A 25223-nucleotide genomic window follows, 5' to 3' on the forward strand; every position below is an offset into this window, starting at 1 on the left:
CGGGGTCTCAGTCCTGCTCCGGCCCGAGCCAGGGCCCCCTGCGCCAGCCGTCGGTGTCGTAGTCGTCCAGGCACTCCTGGACCAGCGCCTCGTAGCGGTCGAGGCTGCCGCGGCGCGTGGCCCAGCGCAGCGCGTCGAGGCGGACCTGTTCGCCGGTTCCGGAGTAGTTGCGCTCGTACAGCTCGTGGCGGGCGCCGAACTCGGTGCCGATGGTGTCCCAGACCAGCTTGAAGAGCTTGATCCGCTCCAGCGCGGAGGTGTCGGCGCCCCGGTAGTAGCGGTCGATGAGCGGACGCAGTTCGGGGTCGGCGAGGTCGCGGACGCTGGAGGGCACGACCAGGGGCGCGCCGCCCAGCAGGGTCTCGAAGAGCTCGTGCACCTGGTTCCAGACGCGGGGGCCCACCATGCGCATCGCCGAGGCGTGCTCCAGGCGCGGCAGCACCGTGCCGCCGGGGCCCGGCTCCGGGTCGTACGCCATGGCGGAGGTGAGCGCCCCCACCAGGTCCCGCAGCGTGACCAGCTCACCAAGCCCCGCCTGGACGCCGCGGAAGGCGTCGGTGCCGTTCGCCCGGGTGGCCCGCGCGAGCAGCCCCGCCATCAGCTCCAGCTTGACGCCCAGCCTGATCCCGGACTGGAAGTTGTAGAGGTTGGGGAAGCCGGAGACGGCGTAGAAGCCGGTGGCGCGCTCGATGTCGCGGTGGACGAGCACGTCCTCCCAGGGAATCAGCGCCTCGTCCATGACCAGCACGCTGTCGTTCTCGTCGAAGCGGCTGCTGAGCGGATGGTCGAAGGGGCTCTGGGCCCGCCGCTCGTACGGAGTGCGACAGATGAGCCGCACACCGGGATTGTCCATCCGTACGAAGAAGACCAGCGCGAAGCGCTCCGCCTCGCCCTGCGCCAACTGCGCCGAGCCGACCGGCGCGACGAACCCGGCGTTGGTCAGCGCCGACCCCGTACCGAGCATCTTCGCCCCGCTGACCACCACCCCGGCGTCCGTCTCGCGCACCGCGTGCACGAAGACGTCCTCCATGTCGTGGATGGCGCGCTTGCGGTCGACCGGCGGGTTGATGATGACGTGGTTGAGGTGCAGCGCCTTGCTCGCGAACTTCTCGTACCAGGCGCTGGCGTTGGCGGCGAACGGTCCGTAGTAGTCGGTGCTCACGCCGAGTCCGGCCATGAAGGCAGCCTTGTACTCGGGGGTGCGGCCGAGGAAGCCGTAGCTCATCCTGGCCCAGGTGGTGATCGCTTCCCGGGCGCGGACGAGGTCGGCGGGGGAGCGGCTGGGCTTGAAGAAGTGATGGGTGCGGATGCCGGTGCCCGGGTCCACGCCGGTGAGCACGTCGGCGGTGGCGGGGTCGTGCAGGGCGTCGTAGAGCCGGGCGATGGAGCGGGCCGAATTACGGAACGCGGGATGCCGGGTCACGTCCTTGACGCGCTCGCCGTCCACATGGACGGCGCGGCCGTCGCGCAGACTCTCCAGGTATTCGTCCCCCGTCATCAAGGAGTTGGTGCCGGTTGTCGGGGTGCCGGTGGCCGGCTGCGGCGGCCGACTTTGCCGCTGTGCGGGGCCCGCGCCGGTCATCGGACGAGCCCGGGGTTGGCCAGCGGCGGCTCGCCGAGTACCTGGACGCGGCGCAGATGCCGGGGCGCGCCGCTGGTGAAGGCGTTGCGGCCGTGCAGGAGCGTGTAGTTGTCGGTCACCACCACGTCGCCGGTCCGCCACTCGTGGGCGTAGAGGTGCGCGGGGTCGTAGAGGGCGGCACGTATGCCGCGGTGCAGCTCGGCCAGCTCCAACTCGTCGGCGAGACCGGTGAATTCCAGGTCGGGGTGGTTGATGAAGTCGTCGCCGGCCTCGGCGGTGGGCTCGTGGTAGCGGATGACCGGCGTGCCGTGGACCGGGTGGGCGGTGACCACGGGGGAGCTGGTGGTGCTGTCGTAGAACTCCATCGCCCGGTGATAGGTCCCGGTGGCGCGGGACCACAGGGCGCGGGTGTCCGGATCGGCGTCGGCGAGCACGGCGGCGGTGTCGGAGAAGGTGGTCTCGCCGCCGTTGCCCTCGCCCGGAGCGTGCACGCACTGAAATATCTGGAACTCCGGGATGTGGTCCCGGTACATGCCGTCCCAGTGCATCGGCATGTGGCTGTGGCCGAAGATGTGATCGGCCGGGTCCTGCTGCTGTACGAGTTCGAGGACGGTCCCGAACGGCCAGAGCGCGGGCTCTCCCCACCCTTCCGCGTACGTGGCCAACTCGTCGGGACCGGTGAATGTCGCGAAGCCGCGCAGCACGAGGAGACGGTGCTCACGGACGAGGTCGCGCAGCGGCGCGACGGGAACGTCGGTCAGCGGGCGGCTGTGATCGAGGGCGTGGACGGCGAGCCCGAAGGGCTTCAGAGGGGTGCTCGTCAGCCGCCGGTCGTCGAGCAGGTCGTGGAGCGGGTCGTGGAGCGGGTCGTGGAGCGGGTCGTGGTCAACAGGCATGGCGGGGCTCCTGTCGGGGGTCGGGGATGGACGCGGGTGCGGGGACGGGCACGGCGGTGGCTGCGGCGGCGGTGGCCCGGGATTCGGGGGAACGGGCTTCGGGGGAGCGAGGGAGCACGAAGTGGCTGGGGCGCCCCCGAGCCGTGACAAGCCGGGCCCCCACCGCCTCCGCCGCGGCCCGCTTCATCAGCGTGAAGCGCCCCTCGCCCGTCTCCACGGCGGCGCTGTGCCAGGGGGTGAGCCACACGTCGGGGGTGTCTGCCAGCAGGAGCCCGATTTTCCGGGTGCCGCACGGCTGAGGGTGGATGGAGAGGCGTACGGCGTCGGGGAACAGCTCACCGAGCAGCTCGTCCCAGGCACGGCTGCGCGCGATGACGCCGTAGGCGAGTTCGCGGCTGCGGCGCTGCAGGGCGGCGCGGCTGCCCGTGTACTCGGGGGTGGACAGGTCCTCCAGCATGAAGCGGGTGATGCCGCGGTACATGTGGACCAGATCACCGCCCCCGCGCACCTCGGCACGCAGGTCCTCCGGACGCGGACCGCGGCCGGTCGTGAGCGCGCCGCGCATCCGCGTGGGATCGGCGCCGGGATAGACGTCGTCCAGGGTGTACTGGTCGAGATGGACGGCGCCGATCCGGTCGATCATGCGGTTGAGCTCGTGGGCGTAGCGGGTGACGTCGTCGTCGCTCACGCCGATCAGGTCGTTGAAGACCCGTCCGTCGGAGCAGATGCGGATGCGGGCACCGGGCGGGTAGACCTCGGCGACGCGCTCGCAGAGCGACTCCAGGAATCTCAGGGCCAGTTCCTCGGCCAGGTCGGGCAGCGGGCCGAGGACCTTGGCCGGGTTGGGGGACTTGGTGGGAAAGGCCGGGAGCAGGAAGTCGATCGTCAGGCCGCGCGCCATGGTCTTCGCGACCGCGTCCCGGTGGTGTCGTACACACCGCAGGCAGACCCTGCCGGTGCAGCCGCCTCCGCGGAGCCGCCGCTGGAGGACAAGCACCTCGCGGACCACCTCGATGGCGGCCAGTTCGGTGTCGAGCGTGGCGAGTTCGTACACCGCGCCTCCTGTCGTGGACTCCCTCCACCCTGGACACGGGGCGCACATGAAACGCACAAAGCCCATGTGGTGCGGTGCGTCCCGGTGGACCGCAGGCGTCTCGGCGGGCTCAGTGGAAGGGACCCGCGCGACTCCTGCGGTCCTGGCGGACTCAGCGGCTCAGCTCCCTCGACTGTCCCGGTCGCGTCGGCGGCTGAGTGCCGTACGCGGTGAGCGTTGCCGTGCGCCATGGCGCATCCCCACCCGATCAGGTGAGCATGTGGTGACTTCATGTCACATTCGGCTACTGAGAGGCTGTTGGAGATGCTGGTCGACTGGTCCACCGAGACCTTCTTATTACGCCTGCACCGCATTCCCGGCCTGGTGGCGGGCGCCTCGGCGGGGAGCCCGGAGGGCACCCCCGTGGTGCTCGGACCGGAGACCGGCGCCGACGGCGAGCGGTGGGTGGCCGAGCGGTTCCGGGTGATCAACCACCGGATCCGGCACGCCGCCACGGGCCTCTACCTGACCGCCGAGGGAACGGGCAAGGGTGCCGCCGTCACCCTGCGGCCCAAATTCTCCGACACCGGCAGCGATTCCTCGTACTGGCGGCAGGCGTGGCGAGCCTTCGTCCAACGCGACACCGGTCGGCTGATGGCCATCCACGACTCCTCCAACTGCCTCCTCGGCCTGGCCGACCCGGCTGCCGAGCGGCCGGGTGGACCGCTGGTCCTGGAGAAGGGTGCCGGAGCCGAGGACCGGTCCTGCACCGCCTGGGCGCCCGCGCCCGTCGCACCACCGGAGCCCGCGCCCGCTCCGGCACCGAAGGCCGCCGACCTGCCGGTGGGGACGGGACGGGTCCGGGTGCCGGCCCGCCGCTACGAGCGGCACGGGCGGATCATCGAGGAGATCTTCGGGGAGACGATCTTCCGGGAGGTTTCCGGCGAACTCCTCGCTCCGGGCACGCGCATCGGGACCTTCGACTTCGACCAGTACGCCCAGGGCGACTGGTACGCGGAGGGCCGGGAGGGCAGTCTCGTGACCTTCACCGACAGCTACGAGACGGCGGGTGCCGTGCGCAAGGCCTTCCACCGGCTGCCGGGGGAACCCGCCCGCTACGTGGACGCCGACGAGGTCGACGTCCACTACGTCCCGCCGAAGCTCGTCGCCCGCACCAACTTCCCCGCCGCGCTCTTCGACGACGTCAGTGGTGCCCTCGTCAGGACGCCGTACCGGCTGGCCAACGGGCACGGCTTCTACAACCGGCCGCAGCGCCGCGAGGGCCTCTACTTCCCCAAGCGCGACGGCGCCGGCACCGTCGTGCAGTGGAACAAGACCTGGATCGCGGACAACGACACCACGTCCAAGGTCTTCCTCTGCTTCGACGGCCGCTACTTCATCGACCAGATGGACATCACCTGGGCCGAGGACGGGAAGAGCTGACCCGCTCGCCCGACCCGTACGGCGACCATCCCACGGGATGCGAAGAGGGCCCAGCCGCTGGTTGCGGCTGGGCCCTCTTGCTGCCTGAAGCATCTGTTCTTGTGCGGGCCGCGCCTGGGCTCTGGCTCAGCTTCTGGTGTGTAGTTGCACATGCCGTAGCGGCATGTGGTGTCGTCGAGGGCACCACAGCACGAAAGGCCCTGTCTGCGATGTACCCCTCCGCCACGCCTCCCCGCGAGGTCAAGATCGGCGATGCCGCCGCCTTCGCCGGAACCACCCCGCGCGCCATTCGTCACTACCACCAGATCGGTCTGCTGCCGGAGCCCGAGCGAGGCGGAGACGGACGCCGCCGCTATGGCTACGACGACATGATCCGCCTGCTGTGGATCCGCAAGATGTCCGAGGCCGGCATCAGCCTGGACGACATGCGGGCCGCCTTCGACGAAGCCCGGGACGTCGAGGACGTCCTGGGCCGGCTGGAGGAGACCCTGGCCGCCGAGGAGGCCGACATCAAGCGTCAGCGCGCGGCAGTCCAGCGCCTGCGGGTCGTGGGCAGCCCACTGGGCCTGCTCTCCCCGTTGGTCACGGACCGGCTCAGCCACCTGCCTTCCGGCGCACTGCGCTCCTCCGACCTGGACGCCCTGCTGGTCACGGAACGGATCTTCGGGCCGCTGGGAGCCGCGATCCAGGCCAGCGTGTTCATCACCCTGGCGACCCATCCCGGCCTACGGGCCGAGGCAGACCGCCTCGACGCGGCCGACGCCGCCCTCGATGACACCGTCGACCCCCACGACCCGCAGGTCGAGGAACTCGCCGCGCAGCACTGCGCCCACCACGAGGCCCTGCTCCAGGCCATTGAAGCGGCCGGCCTTGACGTGGCCGAGGAGAAGCTCTTCGAGATCTACGACGCCGAGGCGAGCGGCGAGGAGGACGTCCAGATGAGTGCCTTCGAAGCGGTGACCAAGATGCCCTATGGCTTCTCCGCGGCACGGACGCGGTGCATGGAACTCACGGCACGGCTCCTTGCCGGGGACCTCTCCGCAGGCAGCTGATCGCTGGTGTGGCCGTGCGTGAGGATCCCGGATCGGCCACCGACCCTGGGATCATGCCGCGAATGCTTGTCCGGCACGACAGCCGGTGTGTTCCGCACCGCACCCCCCCAGCTGCGCGGCACTGGGTATTGTTCCGCCGGGGTTCGACCGGGCGGCGGGTCCGGTCAGGAGGGGGAATCGTGGCCACAAGTGGTGAGCGTGCGCGGATCGTTCCGACGGAGGGCGACCATCGCGTCACACCCGCCGAGCTGTTCTTCGACCTGGTCTTCGTGTACGCCATCACACAGGTCACCGCGCTCATGGCAGCCGACCCGACCCCGCTGCGGCTGCTCGGCGCGGGCGTCGTGCTCGCGCTGCTGTGGTGGTGCTGGTGCTGTTTCGCCTGGCTGGGGAATGTGGTGCGAGCCGACTCCGGGGCGGTGTTCGGGGTACTCGTCGCGGTGATGGCCGTGGTCATGGTCGTCTCGCTGACCGTGCCCGACGTGTATGCGGACGCCGCCGGCGGGCTGCCGGTGCCGCTCGTCTTCGTACTCTGTTACGGGGCTGTGCGGGTGCTGCACCTCATCACGTACTGGATGTCCGACCCGGATGACTCGGTGCTCCGGGCCAACTTGCGGCGGACCGCGCTGCTCTCCGTGGCGCCGCCGTTCGCCCTGCTCCTGGCCGGCAGCGCCTTCAGCGGCCTCACACAGGTTCTGCTCTGGCTCGGCGCCGTGGCGGTCGACTACTTCGGGATCTACCTCGTCGGCGGCTCCGGCTGGCGCGTGGCCTCACCGGGGCATTTCTCCGAACGGCACGGGCTCATCGTCATCATCGCCCTCGGCGAGTCGATAGTCGCCATCGGAGTGGGCGTGTCCGGGTTCACTCTGACCTGGCCCGTATTGGGGGCGGCTGCGGTGGGGCTGCTCGTGGTGGCGGGGCTGTGGCGGGTGTACTTCGGGCAGGTGAGCACCGCGGCCGAGCACCGGCTCGCGGCATTGGGCGGCGATGACCAGACCCGCTTTGCACGCGACGTCTACACCTTCCTGCATCTACCGCTCGTCGGCGGGGTCGTGCTCACCGCACTGGGAATGAAGAAGGTTCTCAAGCAGGTCGCCGACACCGGGCACTACGACCTGTCCGAGCCGTTGCACGGGGTGGTGGCCTGGGCGCTTCCCGGCGGTGTGGGGGTGTTCCTGGCCGCCGCCGCGGCGATCTTGTTGCGCACTGCCGGGCAACGGTCCGTGCCGCTGATCGCCGGCGGCGCGCTCTGTCTCTGCGCGGGGGCGGTGGTCGCGGTGGTACCGGCGCTGGTTGCGCTTGTGGTGTTGGCGGGGGTGGTGGCGGGGGTGCTGGCTCTGGAGGGGCAGCGGACCGTGAGCGCGAAGCCTGCTCCGCCTCAGGTGAGTTGACCTCTCAGGGCCGTGAGGCGGCACCTTCCGGTGTGCGGGCCGGCAGGAAGGCACGGTGGCCGCGCCTCGTCCTCGTTCGGGCTCGCGTACGACGCGGGCGCGTGCACGGCCAGATGAGACGTCGGGTCGCCCGGGGGCGAGATCCCCGCGGGCGACCCGACTTCTGAAGCCCCGCACGACCGCTGCGGTCCTGATCCGCTCAGCGACTGAGGCCGCCCGACCGTTGAGATGCCGGTCGGCCCAGAGGCCGAGGCCCCGCTCGCTCGACCGTCGCTGCCCGGAGGGCTCAGCAGCCGTCGTCGTCCAGTTCGCGCAGAGCGCGCTTCTCCCAGCGCGGCATCCGCAGCGCACGAAACGCGGCCAGAGACGCCACGAACTGGCCCCGCGCACGCTCCCCGTCGCCGAGCGCGGCGTACGCACGCCCCCGCATGAACGCCGTGAGCGCCTCACCGCGGTCCTCACCGAGCTCGGCGAACACCTCGGCGGCCTGCGTCAGCGGCCCGAGCGCCGCGGCGGCCCCCTCCGGGTTCCCCGGATCCTCGGCGAGCCGCAGCCGCCCGACGGTGATGAGCGCGTACGCCTCGCCGGGACGGTGCCGCACCCCGCGGTAGTACGGCAGCGCTCGGTCAAGGTGTCGGGCCGCCGACCGGTACCGGCCGAGCGCGGTCTCGGCGACGGCCAGCGCCTGCAGGACATCAGCCAGTGCCAACGGCTGCCCAAGCCGCTCCGCGGCCTCGAGCGCCCGCTTCAGCACCTGCTCCGCCTCCGCCTCGCGCCGCCCGCAGATGAGCGCCGAGCCCAGACTGCGCAGCGCGAGGACCGAGCCGCGCAGATCACCCAGCGTGGCCAGCGCGGACACGGCCGCGGCGGCATCGGCGCGGGCCTGTTCGGCCATGCCCCGGTCCGCGACGGCAAAGCTGCAATAGACACGGAGGTACGCGGCCAGACGGCACTCCCCGAGCGCGTCCGCCTGCTCGATGGCGGACGCGAACCAGCGCATCGCCTCCGCCGCCCGGCCACGCCCGGCACCGGCGCGGGCCAACGAGCCCTGCGCCATGGCGATGCGCCTGCGATCACCGTCGACCGACGCCCGCTCCAGCACCGCCTGCGCCATCCGTTCCCAATCGTCCCACCAGTTGCGCAGATGGCACACGTCGTCCAAGGCGGCGGCGAGTTCACTCGCGCGCTCGCCGTGCCCGGAGCGCGCGGCGAACTCCACGGTGGCCACGAGGCCGCTGCGTTCGTACTCCAGCCAGTCGATCTGCGCGTCCGCCCCCGCGTCGACCAGCTTCCCCGCCGCGCCCCGGACCCGGCGCAGCCAGCCGTCCAGGACACGTGCGACCATCTCCCGCCGCCGCTCGGGGGACTCCTCCTCGGCGGCGCGCTCCGCGGCGTACGCGCGCAGCAGGTCGTGCATGCGGTACCGCGGCCGGCCCGCCGGGTCGATGCGGTCGGCCCGGATGAGGTTGGCGTGGACGAGGGTGTCGAGGATGTCGTCCACGCGGTCGTCGGGCTCGACGCACTCGTCGGGTTCCACGTGCTCGACGGGGTTCATGCGGTCTTCGGGTTCGCTGCGCCCGGCATCGCCGGACAGCAGAGCAGCCGGTGCCCAGTACGGGACTTCGCCGGTCGGCAGCAGCCCGAGGGCGCGGAACATCCGGGCGGCCTCCGGGGCGAGCCCGTGGTACGCGGTGGCGACACAGGCGCGTACGGCCAGGTCGCCTGCGCGCAGCTCACCCAGGCGGCGCCGCTCGTCGGCCAGCCGGTCGGCGAGCCAGCTCACGGGCCGGTGCGGATGCCCGGCGAGCCGGGCGCCGGCGACCCTGAGGGCCAGGGGGAGGCCCGCGCAGCCTGCGAGGAGGCGCGAAGTCGCCTGGGGGTCGGTCGTGAAGCGCCGCGCGCCGGCGATGCGGTCCAGCAGGGTGTGCCCGTCGGCGGCGTCCAGCGGTTCCACGTCGAGCAGGTGCGCGCCGGGCAGCGCGGTGAGCCGCGCGCGACTGGTGATGAGCACCCCGCAGCCGCCGTCCCCGGGGAGCAGGGGCCGGACCTGGGACGTGTCCCGGACGTCGTCCAGGACCACAAGGACGCGGCGGTCCGCGAGCTTCGACCGGAACAGCGCGGCCCGCTGGGACTCGGTGCTGGGGATCGCCGATCCCGGTACGCCGATGCTGAGCAGCAGATCCGCGAGGACGACGGTCGGCGGACGGCGCGCCCCGCGAACGCCGCCGGGCTGGACGTAGAGCTGCCCGTCGGGGAACGTGCCGCGGAGCCGGTGGGCGAGCTGGGTGGCCGCGGCGGTCTTGCCCACGCCCGGCAGACCGGTAAGGATCACGGTCGGCACCGGCACCGGTGAGCCATCGACGTACGACGGCGACAACAGCTCGGAGGCGCGCGCGAGCAGCCGCTCACGCCCGACGAAGTCCGGTATCCCGGCAGGCAGTTGACAGACCGGCCACACCCCGACAGAGCGCCCTGGCCGAGCCGGTGACGATCCGCCGCCCAGGGGGAGACCGCGAGCGAGCACGTCCTGGTGCACCTGCCGCAGCTCGGCCCCGGGGTCGAGCCCGAGTTCGTCGCGGAGCACGCGGCGGGCACGGGCATAGGAGCGCAGCGCGTCCCCCGGCCGCCCGCAGCGATACTGAGCGGTCATCAACAGCACCCACAGCCGCTCGCGCAACGGATGCCCCGCCGTCCACGCACGCAGCGCCGGAACCAGCGCGTCGTGCTCGCCGAGAGCGAGACGGGCCGCCGCGTAGTCCTCGAAGGCGGACATCCTGGACTCCTCAAGCCGCGACGCCTCGATGTGCAGTGCGTCGTGCTGCGCCAGGCCGTCGAAGGCGGCGCCGCGCCACAAGTCCAGTGCGGTACGCAACTGTTCGGCCGCCGATCGATGATCACCGTCGGCCAGGGCCGCCCGCCCCCGTGCCACGAGCTCATCGAAGAGCCGCAGGTCCAACTCCCCCTGCTGCACCCGCAGGAGGTACCCCTGATGCCCGGGGCTGAGCCGGTCGCCGTCCGAGGCGGCGTTGAGCGCCCGGCGCAGCCGAGCCGCGTAACTGCGTACGTTCGCGCGGGCGGAGGCCGGTGGGTTCCCGGCCCACAGCATTTCGCAGAGCCGGTCCGTGGGGACGGGCGTGTTCGCGCTCAGGAGGAGGCACGCCAGGATCGTGCGCGGCTTGGGCCCACCGAGCGGGACCGCCCCGTCGGCGCCGACGGCTTCGACGTGCCCCAGAGCCCTGAACTCCATGCGGCGTAAATCCACGACGACAATCCCCTCCGTCCCTTTCGAGAGGGAGCACGTCCCCGCAGGAATCTGCCCTTCGCGGCACCGGGGCACCCCGTGAAGCCGAACTTGGCGGCCGAACCGGAGCCGCTTCGCGGGCTGGGCGACCTGGCGCACCGGGCCCGGCGGGGAGCGTCCGTGGGAACAGGCGCCCCGGACGCCGGACAGGCCCGTCGGCCGGGCTTGCCCCCGGCGGGGTGACTCGGGGCAGGAACTGCCGGGCCGGTGCCGGGCGTCGGAGAGGCCAGATGATCGTTTTCACTGCGGAGGGGTGGATCCATGCGCCATGGTCGGCCGACTGACGAGCAGCTGAAGAAGACCTTCGTCGCCGTGCTGGGCGATGTGCTGACCGGGCAGGGCGTCCGGACCTGCACCGGGCTCGACGAGTCCACAGACGCAGCGCTGTGGGCGATCGCCAAGGCCTACCCGGAGGTCTCACTCGACCTCGTCGACGCCGCGCGAGCGGCCTTCGCCGGGCAATTGGACGGCAGTAACGCCGCGCGCTGGTACGAGGACTTGAAGCGCCGGTTCGAGGCGATGGAGAGCGAGGCGGCGCCCGGGGCCGCTGGGGTGCCTGGTGCGGATCGAGCCATCGGCGACTGATGTCGGTCCACACGCCCTGCGCGTTACGGGGAGGTAGTCCGGCTCGTCTCTGAAGCGGCGCAGCCTGACCTCCGACTCTTATGCGGCTTCACGCAGCTGCTGGCAGAACGATATTCAATTATCCCCATCGGCTCCCGCCGACGGCGGGCACGGAATGGCGTGGACGTAGCTGAGGACCATGCTGGCGGAGCCGATCCACACGTAGGGCCGGACGGCCTCGGCGCCCATGGCCTTGCCGCAGTCCAGGCAGAAGATCGGCCGGAGCCTGGCTCGTTGCCGCGCGTCTTCGTGGGCGTGGCGGAGGGTCTGGGCGGTGTCGCATGGTGTGGTGTGGCAGTTCGCGCAGTCCACCGTGTGGTCGTTCCAGTCCAGGGACGTGACCAGGGCGCGGCCCTGGATGTCGTAGCAGGACGGGCAGGCGTGGGGATACCAGGTGTCGGTGCCGCCGAGGGCGACGCCCTTGCCGGCGAGAAGCTCCTTCGGGCACCAGATGCACACGTTGCCGCTGCGCTGCTGCGGCGTGAGCTCGGCACCAGCAGGGACAGCGAACACGCGGAGGAGTTCAGGGACGTTGCGCCCGCTCACTGTGACGGCTCTTCGTCTGCGCGCCGGGCCGCTTTCAGGGACGCCCACTGCGCCGCTGTCCAGGCCTTGCGCAGGCGCATGCCTTCGAGGCAGTCCGCCCTGACGTGGCTTCCGGGGCAGCGACGCAGGTGCTCGGTATAGGCCGCGTAGAGCTTCGTCACCTGGTCGTCGAGATCGGACGTGCCGTTCACGGGTCGATCGCCTTGAGGGTCTCGGCGGTCGCGAGCAGTGCGTGCAGGTGCGCGGGGTCGCACAACTGCCCGCGTCGCTGCGGTGGTACTGCCCAGTACGTGACGGGCGAGACCTGCTTGCCGATGCGCGGCACGGCTAGGTACGTGCCGGTCCTGAGCCGGTCCCCGGGCCCCTCCCACGCGGCGTCCGGTGCCACGAGTGCGTAGTAGCAGCCGCTGCCCGTGCGGGTGTCGCAGATGACGGGGCCGTGCAGCCAGTCGGCCAGGGCCTGTTCCACCACTTCCGCCCGGGTGGTGCCCACTGCGGCGTGGACGAGCCGGCCGGGGACGCGGATGGCGTCGAAGCGCTCGCCGAGCGGCAGCAGCGCGATCCCGTGGTTGGCCCACTCCGACATGGCCTGCCGCGGCACGGGGTGCGCCCTGGCGAACCAGTCAGCGATGGCACCACGATCGGGCGTCTGCTCCCGTGCGCTGCTTCCTGGGCTCGGCCGGGTGCCCTTGATCTCGGCCATGTGGACTCCTCGTATTCGGCCATGCCCCGGGGCCGGCCACACGGTCGCCGGGGTGTCGTGTCTCCCGACCCTAGGAACCCCTTCACCGGTCCGGCTACGAAGTTGCACCGAATTACAAGGCAGTTGCAGGCACCTGGTCATGACCGCGTGCGCCCTTGACCACGCGACCCACGAGCATGACGCTGGTGTAAATCACTGCAATCGACCAGCGCGGGAGGCCAGCCACCATGACCATTCACTTCGTCGGGATCGACCGCGAGACGGACGAGGACGGATGCCCCACAGTCTGGGTAGACACGACAGCGCAAGACCTGCTGATCCAGAGCTATCAGGCAGACGACGAGACGACCGTGGCATGCGACGCGCTGTCCCCGGCCCGGGCACCGATCCCACCCGGCGAAACCGTCGTCAGGATCCCGAAGCGGATGATCCCGATCATCAGGAAGGCGTGCGATGAGCTCGATCCCGGAGTTCGCTGAACTCCTCGCCAACGCCAGGAAGTCGGCCGTCCACTTGGAGATGCGGGACGCCTACTACAGCAACCCCCGCTTCGAAGCCTGGCGGGACGGCCACCGCGTCGACTGGGTCGACCGGGCCTCGTGGTGGCGTCCTTTTCACCAGGACATCGCAGACGCCGTCGCGCGCGGCGTCGTCATCCGTCGCGCCAGGATCGTGTCCGAGCCGGTCACCGACTACATCCGCTGGGAGCACTACCAGACACGCGCCAACCTGGAGGCCGGCGAGCAGGTGCGCTGGCTGCCCCGGCAACGGGCTTGGGACTTGCTCCTGCCGGGCAGCGACCTGTGGATCTTCGATGGGCGGTTGATGCGAGTGCACCATTTCTCCGGTGACGGCGAGTGGGTCAGCAAGGAGCTGTGCGACAGTCCGGCCGTGGTCGACCAGCACGCGGCCGCCTTCGAACGAATCTGGGAGCGGGCTGTCCCACACGACCAGTACGAGGTCGAGTAGCAGGCCATGTCCACGTTTCCCACTTCCAGCGTGCAGGAAGCGCGCACAGCTCTCGCAGCACGTCTACGGGAGCTGCGGCTGGACGCGGGCATCACCGGCAAGGAACTAGCGAGCCTGTGTGGCTGGTCCGTCGCCAAGTCCTCGCGAATCGAGAACGCCGTCACCGCTCCCTCCGACGGAGACATCCGCGCCTGGTGCACGGCGTGCGGCGCCGACGGCCAGGCGGCCGACCTGATCGCAGCCAACCGCCAGGCGGACTCCATGTACGTCCACTGGAAACGGCTCCAGCGCACGGGCATGAAACAACTGGCGGAGACCTCGACCAAGCTTTACGAGCGCACCCGCCTGTTTCGCGTGTACGCCTCCCACGTCATGCCCGGCTACCTCCAGACGCCCGGCTATGCGACGGCGCTCATGGGCACGATCGCGGGCTTCCGAGGCACGCCGGACGACGTGCGCGAGGCGGTCGAGGTCCGCATGCGGCGAGCCCGGGTCATCCACGAAGGCGACCATCGCTTCGCGACGCTGATAGAGGAGAACGTCCTGCACCATCGAGTCGGCAGCCAGGACGTCATGGCCGGCCAGCTCGGCAACCTCCTCGCTGTGATGTCCCTCCCCTCCATGTCGCTGGGCATCATCCCGGCCGCGGCCGCGCGGGAAGGCGTCATATGGCCGTTCGAACAGTTCACAGTCTTCGACGACGCGCGCATCCACGTCGAACTGCTCGCGGCCAAAGTGACCGTCACGGCACCGGGGGAACTCGACGTCTACCTCCGGGCGTTCGCCCGGCTCACGGAGCTTGCCGTACACGGAGCGCATGCGAGAGCGCTCATCGTGAAGGCCATTGATTCACTGAAGTGACCCCGGCACGACGACTGGCCGGTGCTGGGTAGAGCTGCGTCGGCCACTGCGAGTGGTGCCCGTGCTCGAGGCGGCTGGTCCTGACGGAGTTGTCGGCCTTGAGGTACCGGGCGTTGCCCGCAGTCGCCGAGGCCCTGGAGCGCGCCCGCGATTAGTCGGTGGGGGTCGTGGCCGACCGGATCCACTGCAGGCAGCGTTCGGCGCCGGATGTGATCGGCGTGGCGCAGACCTCGGGGTTCGTCCACGGGTGGTGGTCGACGAGGTGCTTCTCCAACTGCGGGTATCGGTCGGTGGTGGTCTTGAGGAGCAACTGCCATTCCTCTCCCGTGCCGAACTCCCCGTTGTGCCAGAACACGGAGGTGACAGGGCCGATGACTTGGGCGCCCGCGGCGAGCCGGTCGCGCACGGCGGTGCGAGCCAACTCAACGGCCTGCTCTCGGGATTCGGTCGCAGTCGATACCTGCACGAAGTCAGTCATGGCGGTGAGGGTAGCCGTGCGCGGGCACAACGAAGAGCCCCCTCCACCCGGAGGTGAAGGAGGCGCGTGTTTCAGCGGGCGAGCCGTGCAAAGAGGCCGGAGCCCACTCCGATCACTCCCGAGAGGGCTGCGCCGTGGGCAACCTCCTGTGCGAAGCAGCCGTTCACCCGGCAGCCCCATCGAGCAGCCGATGGAAACGCAGCCGCAGTGCCCGTTCCGTGCTGGCCGCCAAGCTGGCGATGCCGGCCAAGATGTTGCCCCACACCGGCAGGTCCACGGGCGCGGTGAGGGTTCCGGTGTACTGGGAGATGGCCTCGGGCCTGGTGAGTTGTTCGGCGATTTGCGGGACCAGGATCGCCAGGGCGGTGACCAGCACGCACAGCGAGAGGAGACCGATCCCGCGGCTCAGCGCGGGGTGTTCGCTGTCGAGGCGCGCGCGGCGCCCTTCGGCGGAGTGAGGGTCCGGGACGAGTTGAAGCTCGGCCCCCTCGGCGGTGACGTAGTGGCAGCGCTTGAGGCCGAAGGTGCTCATCTTCACTTCGACGGTGCCGCCCTGGACAGGGAAGACGGCGGGGAGTTTGGACTCGGCGTGCAGCTTCCCGTCCAGATACAGGTGGGCCTTGACGTTGCCGGACGACTGGTTCTGCCAGTGCCTGACGTCGACCGCGTACACCGTGGGCCGACCGCCGTCATCCACCACCCGCAGATAGAACAGCGCCCGGAAAGGCAGCTGCCACCAGCGGAAACGCTTCAACTCCCGCCCGTCCCCGGGCGTGACCCGCCGCACGGCCCGACGGTGGCGCCACTCCTTGATCATGCCTGCACTCCCGTTGGTCATGACTGCGCTCCCCTTACTCGCATGACTTCGCTCCCCTACTTGGTCGGCTCGGCCGCGCAGGCGAGGTCCTTTGCCGGGCGCTGTCCGGTGGTCAGGAACGCGGTCGCCGCGTCGTTGGCGCACGTGTTGCCGCCGAACGGGTAGACGCCGTGCCCGCCCTGGTCGGCGGTCACCAACTTGGCCCGCCTGCCGAAGGCCTGCCGCAGCTCCTCAGCCCCGACCCGGGGCGTCCCCGGGTCGCGTTCGTTCTGCACCATCAGTACGTTCGACGGGCCCTGGTCATCGATGCGCACCGGCGGCTCGGGACGCTCGTGGGGCCAGAGCGCGCACGGTCCGATGGATCCCGTGGACCCGCCCACCAACGGGTACTTCACCCGGTCGATCGCGGCACTGCGCTGGTACGCCCCGACCTTCGTGGGCCAACGCGAGTCACCGCAGACCACGAGGAGACGGCTGGCAAGGAGGTTCTCCGAGGCCGACGGGGGCGGCACCGGCTTGCCCTTGTCGAGTGCCTGCCAGGATTCGGCCAGTGTGGGCATCAGGCCCTCGACGTAGAGACGGTCGAAGGTCATCCCGCGAAACAGCGTCCCGTTCATGCCGCCGACCGGCTCGGCGTCGAGACGCCTGGCGAGTTCGTGGAACTTGGCGGTCACCTGCTCCGGAGTGGCGCCCAGACCGTACCGGGGGCGCGCGGCGGCGAACTCGGCGAAGTCCGGGAACCGGTCCTCCATTCCGCGACCGAGCCGGCGGAAGGCCTCGATGTCGTAGCCGCCGGGACCAAGGTTGCTGTCGAGCAGGATCCGGTCGCCGCGCCCGGGGAACATCGCGGCGTACACCGCGCCGAGGTAGCTGCCGTAGGACGTGCCGAAGTAGGAGGCCCGCGGCTCGCCCAGCGCCGCGCGGATCCGGTCCATGTCGCGCGCGGTGTTCGCGGTGGTGGTGTGCGGCAGCATCCACCCGGTCCGCGAGGTGGCGCACTGCCGGGCGACGGCCCGCGCGTTCTCCGCCTCCCGGGCGACGTCGGCCGCGGTGTGCGCGTACGGCGGGAAGTTGCCGCGTTGTTGCTGCTCCGGTGTCAGGTCGCAGGTGACCGGTGTGCTGCGGCCGACGCCCCGCGGGTCGAAGCCGATCACGTCGTAGGAGTCGACGACGTCCTTCGGCAGCCCCGCACGGGCGAGGGCCGCCGGGTAGCCGAGTCCCGCGCCGCCGGGGCCGCCCGGGTTGGTGAAGAGCACACCGCGGCGCTTGGCGGGGTCCTTGCTAGCCATCCGGGAGACGGCGATCTCGATCTGGTGGCCGTCGGGATCGCGGTAGTCCAGCGGTACGTCGAGCGTCGTGCACGCGAGACGGGGGGACGCGGCCTCCTTCGGGCACGGGCCCCATTCGAGGGATCGAGGCGTGGCCGTCACCGTGCTCGCGGTCGTCATCGTGTCCGTGGTCGCCCCCGGTGTCCCGGGAGTCGCGACAGCGGCGACCGTGGTGGCGGCGACCGCGGTGCCCACGAGGGCGAGGTACAGGGCTTTCCTGTACATGCGATGCCCTCCTAAGGGGCGCACGAGGTGTCGGCAGGCTCGGGCGGGGTGGCCGGTCGGCCGAGGGTTTCCCCAGTGACACCGGCCTGGTCCGCGGGCTGTTCCGGTCGTGTGTGCGCCCAGCCGCCGAGCGTAAGGGAGACGAGCGCGAGGAATCCGAGGAGAGCCAGCCGTCCGGCGCGACCGCCGGGGGCCCAGTCGAGGACGCCCCCGAGCACCTCTGTGTCGGGGCGGAGCACGCCATGGATCACTGCTGGGGCGGACAGGGCGGCGATCACCAGTCCGGTCGCCTCAAGAGCGACGTAACCGCGCCTGTTCATCGCCATCCTCCTTCACGTGTACGGCTTCCTCTCGTTGGGGCGGTCCCGGCTCGTTCGGGCGGTCCCGGCACGTGAAAAACTCTGCCCCGTCGACTCCCTCGGCACGTCGGCCTGGCGTCTCGAATCCTTCTTCGACCAGGGGCGACGCGGTTACGCGACCGTCTGCGCCCAGGGTCGTTACGGCATTCGACTCTGGTCGAAGGCGCATCGGCCGCTGGTCTGACTCACCGGCTCCACGGCGTCGGGATAATGACCGGGTGAATACGGACGTCATGCCGCGTCTCGGTGGGTGGCAGCAGACCTGGCGCCTTGCGGCGGCCGCGGCGGTCGGCGCAGTGGCCTGGCTGTCCACCGGTGTGCTGCTGCGCGTGCAGGGGGACGGGCCGGGGTCCTGGTTCCTCATCGGTGATCCGCTGGTGGCCCTCGGCTGTCTGACGGTGCTGCTGTGGCGGCGGAGATTCCCGCTCGCCGTCGCCATGACGGTCGCGATCGCTTCGTCCGCTTCGGCGGCCAGCACCGGCGCGGCACTTCTGGCGCTGGTTTCGATCTCCGCCCGTCGCCGTCCGGTGGAGATCGGTGTGGTCGTCGTCGCGTACGTGACGGGGTCGCAGTTCAGCGTCGCGCTGTACCCGGTTGAGAGCCCGGACCCTTCGTGGTGGCTCCAGCTCACGTTCCCGGCACTGACGGCGGGCATCGCCGTGGCCGTGGGTACGGCCATGGGCGCGCGCCGCGCGGAAGTACGGTCCTTGTGGGAACGGGCGTTGAGCGCGGAGCGCGAATGGACCGCACTCGCGGCGCGGGAACGGGCCTTTGAACGCAACCGGATCGCCCGTGAGATGCACGACGTGCTCGCGCACCGGATCTCGCTGGTCGCCATGCAGGCCGGAGTCCTCGACCACCGCGGCGACCTGAAGGCCGAAGAGAGCCGCGTGCTGGTCCGCGGCATCGCCGACGGTTCCCACCAGGCGCTGGAAGAACTGAGAGACGTCCTCGGTGTGCTCCGAGCCGATCAGGGCGGCCCGGAACCACCGCAGCCCTCCCTCGACCGCATCCCCCAACTGGTGGCCGACGCCCGCACGTCCGGCCTCGACGTCACGCTCACGACCACCCTGGCGGGACAGCCCTCCGACGTCGTCGGCCGCACCTGCTACCGGGTCGTGCAGGAGGGACTCACCAACGCCGCCAAGCACGCCCCGGGCGCACGCGTCGACATCACCCTCGAAGGAACGGCCGGTGACGTCCTGCAGGTCGACGTCCGTAATTCCCGGGCCACCGCACGCACCACGCGGCCGCCCTCTTCGAGATTCGGCCTGCTCGGCCTCACCGAACGCGTCACGCTTGCCGGCGGACGACTCCACCACCACCCCACGCCCGACAACGGATACGTCCTCACCGCACGACTACCCTGGCCGAGCGGCCAGGGCGAAAGGGGAACCTGAGTGGACAGACAGCAGGATCCGGTGCGTGTCGTCATCGTCGACGACGACCAACTGGTGCGGATGGCACTGCGGCTCGTCATCGACGGCGAACCGGACCTGACGGTCATCGCGGAGGCGGCCGACGGGGACGCCGCGATCACCGTGGTGGACGAGCACCGGCCGGACGTCGTCCTGATGGACGTACGGATGCCCGGCCGCGACGGTCTCAGCGCGACCCGCGAACTCCTCACCCGACCGGTGCCGCCACGGGTGCTCATGCTGACCACTTTCGACTCCGACGACCTGGTGCTCGGCGCACTGCAGGCCGGAGCGCTCGGGTTCGTCCTCAAGGACACCCGGCCGTCGCAGATCCTCGACGCGGTGCGGACCGTGGCGGAAGGCAACCCCGTACTGTCCGCCGCGGCCGCCACCCGGGTGATCGCCGCGGCCACCGCACCGCATTCCCCGCACGCCCGCAACACAACCCGCGAAGCCGCACGCGAGCGGCTGTCCGCACTGACCGAACGAGAACTCGACACGGCCCGGGCCATCGCGGACGGCCTTGACAACCCGGACATCGCCCAGCAGCTCCACATCAGCGTCGCCACCGTCAAGGCCCACACGAGCAGCCTCTTCGCCAAGCTCGCGGTCCACAACCGGGTACAGATCGCACTCCTGGTCCGCGACGCGGAACAGTGAACTGAGGCCCACAGGGCCGCTGTTCAGGCCGCGTGGAACCAGGCCCCGAGCGGCCTGATCTCGCCGCCCGTCCTCGTCACGGCCACTCACGTCACGCGGAGCCGCACCGCCGCACGTCATCGACTTCGTAGTCCGGCTCCAGCATCGGACCCTTCTTCTTTTCGGCAGCAGGCAAGGTAATCACCAGCACAACTGCTCCGAGGAGTGTGATGACCGCGATCCAGCCCGCGCCGACGTGCATGGCATGGACAAACGCATTGTCGGCAGCCTCAGCGAGAGTGGGCCGGTGGATGGCGGTGGCGGCGTGGCGGGCCTGTTCGGCGGAGACTCGCGCCTGATCCCGCACCGGACCGGGCGCACCCTCCAGCGAAGGTTCGATCGTACGTCGGTACATGATCGACATGATCGTGCCGCCTACTGCGATTCCGATGACACTGCCGGTTTGTCGCACGGTGTTGGTGACGGCCGATCCCGCACCGGCCTGTTCCAACGGCAAGTTGCTGAGCAATGCGGCCGTAACGGGGCCGATCACCATGCCGATCGAGAGACCCTGTATCAACAACAGGATCTCGATCCAGACGAGTGGTGTCTGGAGTCCGAGGAATCCGTACCCGCCGATCGTCAACGCAGCCACGGTCAGCGCCGGCACGGCGACAAGGCGCAGCGACAGGCGGCGAACCAGGCGCGAGGCAAGGGGCGCCCCCACGAGCGCGCCGAATGCGGTCGGGATATTGGCCAGACCCGCCTTCATCGGCGAAAACCCGAGCGCGCCTTGCAGGTAGAAAGCGTTGTAGAAGGTGATGGCGGCCACGCCGAAGAGCAGCAACCCGAGCGCCACATTGCCGCCACCGAATGCACGTTGCGCGAGCAGCCGCGGATCAAAGCTGGGCACCTTGACGCGCAGTTCGACGAGTACGAAAACGGCCAGCAGAACCAGACCGACAACGATCGGCGCCCAGACGTCGGTACGACTCCACACAGCCACCTGCCCCGCCCGGATCAGCCCGTAGGCCAACGCCACGAGCCCACTGATCGACAGCAACATTCCAGCGGGGTCCAGTGGCCGCACGGTGGGACTGCGGAAGTTCGGAACCAGCACGGCGAGCCCGACCAACGTCAATGCCGCGACCGGGACATTGATCAGAAAGACCGAGCCCCACCAGAAATGCTCGAGAAGGAACCCGGCCAGCACCGGACCGGCAGCCATTCCGACACCGGCCGACGTCGAGAAAATGCCGATCGCGGCAGCCCGCGCAGGGCCGGTAAAGGTCCACATAAGGATGGCCATCATGGCGGGCGTGATCAGCGCGCTGCCCACCCCCATCACCGCTCGAGCTGCAATCAGCTGGCCCACATCGTTTACGTACGCTGCCCACAGCGAGGACCCGGCGAAGATCACCAACCCACTGGAAAACACAGTCCGGTGACCGAACCGATCGCCCAACGCGCCTGCAGTGAACATCAAAGTGGCGAAGGCCAGAGTGTACGCACCGGTCGCCCATTGCAGCTGACCGGGATTGGCCCCCAGTCCACGGACCGGGTCCGCAAGGGTCTCCAGCGCAGTACTCAGGACGGTATTTTCTATCCAAATCAGCAGCGAGCACAGCATAAGAACGGCAAGAATCAACTGCTGCCTGGACTTCGGCAATGTTGGAGGCGCGGTCATGAACACCTTCGGGTCGATCGGCGGGGAACTTGAACGACTGGACCATAAGTAAACTCCACAACGCCGTCAAGCTCAGAGTTTCTCGTCAATACTGTTGCTGCTGAACGGACTTCATGCCCTCTGTCAGATTTGCGGACTGAAGAATTTTGTGCCCTTGGCGGATTTGCGAGTTGAAGAATTTCATGACTTCTGGACGGTTGCGACTGAGTGGATTTCATGCCCTCCAGTGAGCTGAAACCACCAGCTCATCGAGCTCCACCGGTTCCAACCAACGTGTCCAGGCTCAGCTCTCCAGGGTCGCGGCTCTGGTCTCGTAACTGGCAGGATGACGGGTCGAGTTGTGTGGCTGAGAAAGGAATCCCGATGTCCGTTCGCTACCAGCTGGTGATCGACTGTGCCGATGCCGACCGACAGGCCCACTTCTGGGCTGCCGCACTGGGCTATGAACTCGCGCCGCCCCCATCCGGGTTCGCCACATGGGACGACTACTACCGTGACCTGGGGCTGCCCGAAGAAGCGTTGACCGGCGGCGCGGACCGGATCAGCGACCCGCAGGGCGGTGGGCCGGCCATCTGGTTCCATGCGGTCCCGGACGCGAAGGCCGTGAAGAACCGGCTGCACATCGACATCCACGCCAGCGGCGACCGGACAGACCCGATCGAGACGCGGAAGAAGCGAGTGGACGCCGAAGCCGACCGCCTGGTGGGGTTGGGCGCCACCATCACCGTAGTCATGCACGAGGAAGGAATCGACCACTACGCGGTCGGAATGAAGGACCCCGAAGGGAACGAGTTCGACATCAACTGACCGGCGTTCGGTGCCCACCAACTGTGCCGAGACACGCTAGTTGGATCCAGGGTGGTGTGCTGACCTGATGGTTCTGCCCGCTCCGCCGGCGGCGCCCAGCCGCACCCGGTGACGCTGGAGATCGACGTCGGTGACCTTCACCGTGATCAGTTCGCCCTCCTCGACAAGCTGATCGGGGGTCTCGACCGGCTCGTCAGTCACCTCCACGTCAGGTCCGGGACCCGAATGTGTTGATCTCCTGGCCGACCTCATACAGCTCGGATGGATGCTCCATCCGACGCATCGACGCCTCGTGTCGGGGAATCCGACCGATCTCGGCCTTCTCCCCTTCCGTATCTACGAGTTGCCGTATCTACGAGTTGCACCAGGACGTCTGCTTCGTCGAACCCAGTGACCTTCACCGTTCTTACGGCCCCCCCGGCCGGAGCTGGCTGAGCAAAACTAGGTGCGGCCCGTCGCCGCGATGGTGTGAGATGCGGGACATGAAGATCGTTCTGAACGAGCCCGGCGTCGACGGGCTGACCGGGGCCGTGGACGCCCTCTGCGTATGGCAGGACGACAGCACGCCGCTGCAACTCCATCCGGGAGACCTCGGCTGGGCCTGGGCGCTGGGCGCGGTGAGGCTGGCCGCGGCCGTCCGCACCTGGAGCGTGGACGGACGGATCATTGCCGTCGGCTACCTGGACGGCCCTGATGTGCTGCGTCTGACGACCGCGCCGGACCTGCGACAGGACGGTAATCTGGCGCGCCGGCTGCTGGCGGACCTCAACGATCCGGAGCGCGGGGTCCTGCCGCCCGGGAAGGTCGGCCTCGAAATCCCCAACGGCGCCCTGCTCCGCGAGGTCCTCTTGGAGGCGGGCTGGAATCTGGACGAGCCGTGGACGCCGCTGCGCCACGACCTCTCCGAGCCGGTGAAGGACTCCGGCCTGCGGATCGAGGTAGCCGGTCCGGAGACGGCGGGGCTGCGGACCGCAGTGCACCGCTCGGCGTTCGGCAGCCCGAGGTTCACCGAGGAGGTCTGGCACGTCCTCGCGGCAGGGCCGGTCTACGCCGACGCCCGCTGCCTGATCGGCTACGACGACCAGGACAACGCGGTGGCCGCGGCGACGGTCTGGTCGGCCGGGCCCGGCAAGCCCGGCTTGCTGGAGCCGGTGGGCGTGCACGCCGACCATCGCGGACGCGGCTACGGGACGGCGATCAGCGTCGCCGCTGCGGCGGCGCTGCGTGAACTGGGTGCATCAAGCGCACTCGTCAGCACCCCGAGCTCGAACGCCGCCGCCGTCGCCACCTACAGGGCGGCTGGATACGAGCCGTCGTCCGAACGGCTGGACGTCAGCCGAACCGCCTGAAAATGATCAGGTGGCGGTATCGGACAGGCCGCGTCGCTGGCCCTGGCTGGAGCCGAACGCCCTTTTGCGGCGTCCCGTGGCGTAGCCGCGCACTCATGCGGCGCGTAGCAGCACCTCGGTGTTGCCGTGGCGGTGTGGGGGCAGTCCGTTGCGGGCGGTCTCAGCCGCACTGCCGCAGACCCATCTGCGGATGCCCGGCAGGCAGGCGCAGATCGCCACTTGGCTGACCGGAGAGGCGTGGGGCTCGGCGCTAATCCTTCCTCCCGGACCCTTCAAATCCCGCCCGCCGACTGCCGTCGCCGATTCGCGTGACGCGAGAACTCTCGTGGCGCGAGCAAAGGAGCGAGGCCCAAGCCCGAGGCCGCTCACCGGTCGGAGCTGGAGCTGTTGTCGCCGGGCGGCCGCCTGAGAATGGCCCCCGCATGGGCAATGACCTCGGCACGAGTGCGACCCGGATGGTCGGCCGCGAGGAAGTGGCTGCCGATGGCCGCGCAGATGGCGAGCAGGCTGCGGGCCTCGACCTCGTCGGGGTCGGAGCAGAACGTGCCGATCGCGTCGCGCAGCAACTGCATGCGCCGGTTGTCCACGCGCCGCAGGCGTTCGGCGACGGCCTCGTCGCGGCGGGCCCAGTCGCGGACGGCCAGGTCGATGGGGATCAGGTGGTCCAGGGAGAGGGTGAACTGCCGGGCCAGCTCGTCGAGGTCCCGCGCGTCGCTGCCCTCCTGCTCGAGCCGTTCGAGGACGTCGTCGATGCTCTCGCGCTCCCAGGCGTCCAGCATCTCGGTCAGCAGCGCGCCACGGTCGGCGAAGTACCCGTAGAACCCCCCCTTGGTCACGCCGAGCGCCTTCGCCAGCGCCTCGACCCGTACCGCCTCCACACCTCCCTCGGCCAGTGCCCGCAGCCCTGCCTCGACCCACTTCTCACGCGGTGTACGCAACGCACCCATCGGGTGACCGACCTCACTTCGCCGTCCGGTTGTACGGGTACGTATAACCGTTCTATCTTCAGGTTGTACGGAAGCGTATAATGCTAGAGGGGACAGTGTCATGTCATTCCGTTTCGGCACCCTCCACTGCCCGGGCCAGGGGAGGCTGTGATGTCGATGAGGCTCCCTGAGATCGAGCACACCGCCCGCCCGTGGCGGATCCACGAGATCGCGTCCGACTTCCGGCTCGAGGACGTGTGGTCCTACCGCACTCCCGGCGCCGGTCCTGACGACTTCCCCGCCATGCTCGCCGCGCTGCGCGCCGCAGGCGGGCTCAACGTGAATCCGCCGGTGGTCCGGTTCCTGTTCGCCGTGCGCTGGCGGCTCGGTGCACTGTTCGGCTGGGACAAGCCGAGGCAGGGCCTCGCGGGCCGGGTCGGGACGCTGTGCGACCGGCTGCCCGACGACCTGCGCCAGGACGCGGCCGGCGATCCGGTGCCGAACACCCCGTTCACGATGGTGTACGAGCTGCGCGACGAGTGCGCCATCGAGCTGGCCAACAAGACCGCCCACGACATCTGCCACCTGGGCTGGGTGGCGAAGGACGACGGCGAGTACGAACTGCGGATGGCGGCCCTGGTCAAGCCCAACGGCCCGTTCGGACGGCTCTACATGGCCGCGATCAAGCCGGTCCGGTACCTCGTCGTCTACCCGGCGCTGACCCGCAAATGGGAACGCGCATGGCGGAACCGGCACATGTACTCATGACGGACTCATGACGGACTCATG

General features: G+C 69.8%; 26 protein-coding genes. 12 read left to right on the forward strand and 14 right to left on the reverse strand.

Annotation, left to right across the window (positions count from 1 at the left end; genetic code table 11):
* Positions 1–7: 7 nt before the first annotated feature.
* From IEY91_RS31290 to IEY91_RS31300, 3 genes are all read right to left on the reverse strand, one after another.
* Complete coding sequence (locus tag IEY91_RS31290) at positions 8–1498, reverse strand: 4-hydroxyphenylacetate 3-hydroxylase family protein (protein WP_229697334.1); 1491 nt, start codon at positions 1496–1498, stop codon at positions 8–10.
* 80 nt (positions 1499–1578) lie between these two features.
* Positions 1579–2478, reverse strand: coding sequence for a TauD/TfdA dioxygenase family protein (locus IEY91_RS31295; protein WP_189176544.1), 900 nt, complete (start codon positions 2476–2478; stop codon positions 1579–1581).
* Positions 2468–3532, reverse strand: coding sequence for an L-tyrosine/L-tryptophan isonitrile synthase family protein (locus tag IEY91_RS31300; protein ID WP_189176545.1), 1065 nt, complete (start codon positions 3530–3532; stop codon positions 2468–2470). The genes IEY91_RS31295 and IEY91_RS31300 overlap by 11 nt, the downstream gene beginning before the upstream one ends.
* Before the next feature lie 303 nt (positions 3533–3835).
* Between IEY91_RS31300 and IEY91_RS31305 the strand changes: the two genes are divergently transcribed.
* From IEY91_RS31305 to IEY91_RS31315, 3 genes are all read left to right on the forward strand, one after another.
* A complete protein-coding gene (locus tag IEY91_RS31305; protein WP_189176546.1) occupies positions 3836–4954 on the forward strand; it encodes an RICIN domain-containing protein in 1119 nt (372 codons plus the stop codon).
* Between the two features lie 209 nt (positions 4955–5163).
* Positions 5164–6006, forward strand: coding sequence for a MerR family transcriptional regulator (locus IEY91_RS31310; RefSeq protein ID WP_189176547.1), 843 nt, complete (start codon positions 5164–5166; stop codon positions 6004–6006).
* 179 nt (positions 6007–6185) lie between these two features.
* Positions 6186–7397, forward strand: coding sequence for a low temperature requirement protein A (locus IEY91_RS31315; protein WP_189176548.1), 1212 nt, complete (start codon positions 6186–6188; stop codon positions 7395–7397).
* A 286-nt stretch (positions 7398–7683) separates the two neighbouring features.
* Here the strand turns inward: IEY91_RS31315 and IEY91_RS31320 are convergent, their stop codons facing one another.
* Positions 7684–10644 (reverse strand): AfsR/SARP family transcriptional regulator, encoded by a 2961-nt coding sequence (locus IEY91_RS31320; protein WP_189176549.1) that lies wholly within the window; start codon positions 10642–10644, stop codon positions 7684–7686.
* A gap of 315 nt (positions 10645–10959) precedes the next feature.
* On the opposite strand from IEY91_RS31320, the gene IEY91_RS31325 reads away from it, so the two are divergent.
* Entirely contained in the window at positions 10960–11283 is a 324-nt protein-coding gene (locus tag IEY91_RS31325) for a hypothetical protein (RefSeq protein WP_189176550.1), read from the forward strand.
* A 114-nt stretch (positions 11284–11397) separates the two neighbouring features.
* On the opposite strand, the gene IEY91_RS31330 is transcribed toward IEY91_RS31325, so the two are convergent.
* Genes IEY91_RS31330 through IEY91_RS31340 form a run of 3 tightly spaced genes read right to left on the reverse strand, consistent with a single transcriptional unit; the run spans position 11398 to position 12571 of the window.
* Positions 11398–11835 (reverse strand): hypothetical protein, encoded by a 438-nt coding sequence (locus IEY91_RS31330; RefSeq protein WP_189176551.1) that lies wholly within the window; start codon positions 11833–11835, stop codon positions 11398–11400.
* Between the two features lie 29 nt (positions 11836–11864).
* Positions 11865–12059, reverse strand: a complete 195-nt coding sequence (locus IEY91_RS31335) for a hypothetical protein (protein ID WP_189176552.1) — start codon at positions 12057–12059, stop codon at positions 11865–11867.
* Positions 12056–12571 (reverse strand): hypothetical protein, encoded by a 516-nt coding sequence (locus IEY91_RS31340; RefSeq protein ID WP_229697335.1) that lies wholly within the window; start codon positions 12569–12571, stop codon positions 12056–12058. The genes IEY91_RS31335 and IEY91_RS31340 overlap by 4 nt, the downstream gene beginning before the upstream one ends.
* Before the next feature lie 227 nt (positions 12572–12798).
* On the opposite strand from IEY91_RS31340, the gene IEY91_RS31345 reads away from it, so the two are divergent.
* From IEY91_RS31345 to IEY91_RS31355, 3 genes are read left to right on the forward strand one after another with little or no spacing between them, the layout of a single operon-like run.
* On the forward strand, positions 12799–13050 hold the full coding sequence (locus IEY91_RS31345) for a hypothetical protein (RefSeq protein ID WP_189176553.1): 252 nt from the start codon (positions 12799–12801) through the stop codon (positions 13048–13050).
* On the forward strand, positions 13025–13540 hold the full coding sequence (locus IEY91_RS31350; RefSeq protein WP_189176554.1) for a DUF6879 family protein: 516 nt from the start codon (positions 13025–13027) through the stop codon (positions 13538–13540). Before IEY91_RS31345 ends, IEY91_RS31350 begins: the two co-directional genes overlap by 26 nt.
* Before the next feature lie 6 nt (positions 13541–13546).
* Positions 13547–14401 (forward strand): helix-turn-helix domain-containing protein, encoded by an 855-nt coding sequence (locus IEY91_RS31355; protein WP_189176555.1) that lies wholly within the window; start codon positions 13547–13549, stop codon positions 14399–14401.
* Between the two features lie 151 nt (positions 14402–14552).
* On the opposite strand, the gene cutA is transcribed toward IEY91_RS31355, so the two are convergent.
* The 4 genes from cutA to IEY91_RS31375 all read right to left on the reverse strand — a co-directional run bounded on the left by cutA (position 14553) and on the right by IEY91_RS31375 (position 17569).
* Complete coding sequence (gene cutA, locus IEY91_RS31360) at positions 14553–14879, reverse strand: divalent-cation tolerance protein CutA (protein ID WP_189176556.1); 327 nt, start codon at positions 14877–14879, stop codon at positions 14553–14555.
* A gap of 163 nt (positions 14880–15042) precedes the next feature.
* A complete protein-coding gene (locus tag IEY91_RS31365; protein WP_189176620.1) occupies positions 15043–15696 on the reverse strand; it encodes a hypothetical protein in 654 nt (217 codons plus the stop codon).
* Between the two features lie 56 nt (positions 15697–15752).
* A complete protein-coding gene (locus tag IEY91_RS31370; protein WP_189176557.1) occupies positions 15753–17249 on the reverse strand; it encodes an alpha/beta hydrolase in 1497 nt (498 codons plus the stop codon).
* Positions 17250–17260: 11 nt separating this feature from the next.
* The gene (locus tag IEY91_RS31375) at positions 17261–17569 is read right to left on the reverse strand and encodes a hypothetical protein (RefSeq protein WP_189176558.1); all 309 of its coding nucleotides are present in this window, start codon (positions 17567–17569) and stop codon (positions 17261–17263) included.
* A gap of 257 nt (positions 17570–17826) precedes the next feature.
* On the opposite strand from IEY91_RS31375, the gene IEY91_RS31380 reads away from it, so the two are divergent.
* Together IEY91_RS31380 and IEY91_RS31385 are read left to right on the forward strand one after the other, a co-directional pair.
* A complete protein-coding gene (locus IEY91_RS31380; RefSeq protein ID WP_229697336.1) occupies positions 17827–19008 on the forward strand; it encodes a sensor histidine kinase in 1182 nt (393 codons plus the stop codon).
* On the forward strand, positions 19009–19686 hold the full coding sequence (locus IEY91_RS31385; RefSeq protein ID WP_189176559.1) for a response regulator transcription factor: 678 nt from the start codon (positions 19009–19011) through the stop codon (positions 19684–19686).
* A 91-nt stretch (positions 19687–19777) separates the two neighbouring features.
* Here IEY91_RS31385 and IEY91_RS31390 read toward each other — a convergent pair whose 3' ends face one another.
* Positions 19778–21352 carry an MFS transporter gene (locus IEY91_RS31390; RefSeq protein WP_189176560.1) on the reverse strand — a complete coding sequence of 525 codons (1575 nt, stop codon included), beginning with the start codon at positions 21350–21352 and terminating at the stop codon, positions 19778–19780.
* Positions 21353–21715: 363 nt separating this feature from the next.
* Between IEY91_RS31390 and IEY91_RS31395 the strand changes: the two genes are divergently transcribed.
* Positions 21716–22159 (forward strand): VOC family protein, encoded by a 444-nt coding sequence (locus tag IEY91_RS31395; protein ID WP_189176561.1) that lies wholly within the window; start codon positions 21716–21718, stop codon positions 22157–22159.
* Between the two features lie 36 nt (positions 22160–22195).
* Here the strand turns inward: IEY91_RS31395 and IEY91_RS31400 are convergent, their stop codons facing one another.
* Entirely contained in the window at positions 22196–22360 is a 165-nt protein-coding gene (locus IEY91_RS31400; protein WP_189176562.1) for a hypothetical protein, read from the reverse strand.
* 281 nt (positions 22361–22641) lie between these two features.
* Here IEY91_RS31400 and IEY91_RS31405 point away from each other — a divergent pair, with 281 nt between their 5' ends.
* Positions 22642–23508 carry a GNAT family N-acetyltransferase gene (locus IEY91_RS31405; RefSeq protein ID WP_189176563.1) on the forward strand — a complete coding sequence of 289 codons (867 nt, stop codon included), beginning with the start codon at positions 22642–22644 and terminating at the stop codon, positions 23506–23508.
* 365 nt (positions 23509–23873) lie between these two features.
* Here the strand turns inward: IEY91_RS31405 and IEY91_RS31410 are convergent, their stop codons facing one another.
* Entirely contained in the window at positions 23874–24455 is a 582-nt protein-coding gene (locus tag IEY91_RS31410; protein ID WP_164327484.1) for a TetR/AcrR family transcriptional regulator, read from the reverse strand.
* Between the two features lie 156 nt (positions 24456–24611).
* On the opposite strand from IEY91_RS31410, the gene IEY91_RS31415 reads away from it, so the two are divergent.
* Positions 24612–25202, forward strand: a complete 591-nt coding sequence (locus IEY91_RS31415; RefSeq protein WP_189176564.1) for a DUF2867 domain-containing protein — start codon at positions 24612–24614, stop codon at positions 25200–25202.
* Positions 25203–25223: the final 21 nt, after the last annotated feature.

The organism is Streptomyces lasiicapitis (assembly GCF_014646335.1).
Classification (GTDB): domain Bacteria; phylum Actinomycetota; class Actinomycetes; order Streptomycetales; family Streptomycetaceae; genus Streptomyces; species Streptomyces lasiicapitis.